The following is a 1350-nucleotide window of genomic DNA, read 5'->3' as shown; positions in this document are numbered from 1 at the left end:
CCTCGGGCTGCGGCAAGTCCACGCTGCTGCGCACCTTCAACCGCATGTTCGAGCTGTACCCGGAACAGCGCGCCGAGGGCGCGATCGAGCTGGACGGCGAGAACCTGCTGACCAGCCGGCAGGACGTGGCGCTGATCCGCGCCAAGGTCGGCATGGTGTTCCAGAAGCCCACGCCCTTCCCGATGTCGATCTACGACAACATCGCCTTCGGCGTGCGCCTGTTCGAGAACCTCTCGGCCTCCGAGATGGACGACCGCGTCGAGTGGGCGCTGAAGAAGGCGGCCCTGTGGACCGAGGTGCGCGACAAGCTGCAGCAAAGCGGCTCGGGCCTCTCGGGCGGGCAGCAGCAGCGCCTGTGCATCGCGCGCGGCATCGCCATCAAGCCCGAGGTGCTGCTGCTGGACGAGCCCTGCTCGGCGCTGGACCCGATTTCCACCGCCAAGATCGAGGAGCTGATCGCCGAGCTGAAGAACGAGTACACGGTGGTGATCGTGACGCACAACATGCAGCAGGCCGCCCGCTGCAGCGACTACACGGCCTACATGTACCTGGGCGACCTGATCGAGTTCGGCCCCACGGAGCAGATGTTCTTCAAGCCGCAGCGCAAGGAGACCGAGGACTACATCACCGGCCGCTTCGGCTGACCGCAAGGAGAGACGAGATGCCCGACAAGCACCTTTCGACCCAGTTCGACAGCGAACTCAACACCGTCTCCTCGCGCGTGATGGAGCTGGGCGGCATGGCCGAATCGCAGATCCGGCTGGCCATCCATGCGCTGCTGCACTTCGACGGCGAGACGGCGCAGCGCGTGATGGACACCGAGGCGCGCGTGAACGCGATGGAGATCGAGATCGACCGCGAGCTGTCCTCCATCATCGCCCGCCGCCAGCCGACGGCACGCGACCTGCGCCTCCTGATCGCCATTTCCAAGACCACCGCCAACCTGGAGCGCGTGGGCGACGAGGCCAACAAGATCGCCCGCCTGGTCAAGTCCGTCATCGACAACGGCACGGCGCGCTCGGTGCCGGCGTCGGAGCTGCGCATCGCGGCCGACCTGGCCTCTGGCCTGCTGCGCAAGGCGCTGGACGCCTTCGCGCGGCTGGACACCGCGGCGGCGCTGTCGATCCTGAAGGACGACGACCTGATCGACCAGGAGTTCGACGGCTTCGTGCGCAAGCTGGTCACCTACATGATGGAAGACCCGCGCACCATCTCCGCCGGGCTGGACCTGCTGTTCGTCGCCAAGGCCATCGAGCGCATCGGCGACCATGCGAAGAACATCGCCGAGTTCATCATCTATGTCGTCAAGGGCGCCGACGTGCGGCACACTTCGATGCAAGAGATCGAATC

The 1350-nt window shown here is 66.1% G+C and carries 2 protein-coding genes; both read left to right on the top strand.

Annotated features, from left to right (window positions below):
• A partial coding sequence (pstB, locus tag ACIY1X_RS19765) for a phosphate ABC transporter ATP-binding protein PstB (protein ID WP_399683810.1) occupies positions 1–644 on the top strand: 644 nt, incomplete at its 5' end.
• Positions 645–661: 17 nt separating this feature from the next.
• Positions 662–1350 (top strand): phosphate signaling complex protein PhoU (gene phoU, locus ACIY1X_RS19760; RefSeq protein WP_399683807.1); only part of this gene is annotated, 689 nt, incomplete at its 3' end.

This window comes from Xenophilus sp., assembly GCF_044462705.1.
In the GTDB taxonomy this organism is placed as follows: Bacteria; Pseudomonadota; Gammaproteobacteria; order Burkholderiales; family Burkholderiaceae_C; genus Xenophilus; species Xenophilus azovorans.
This window is presented reverse-complemented; position numbering and strand designations above follow the sequence as displayed.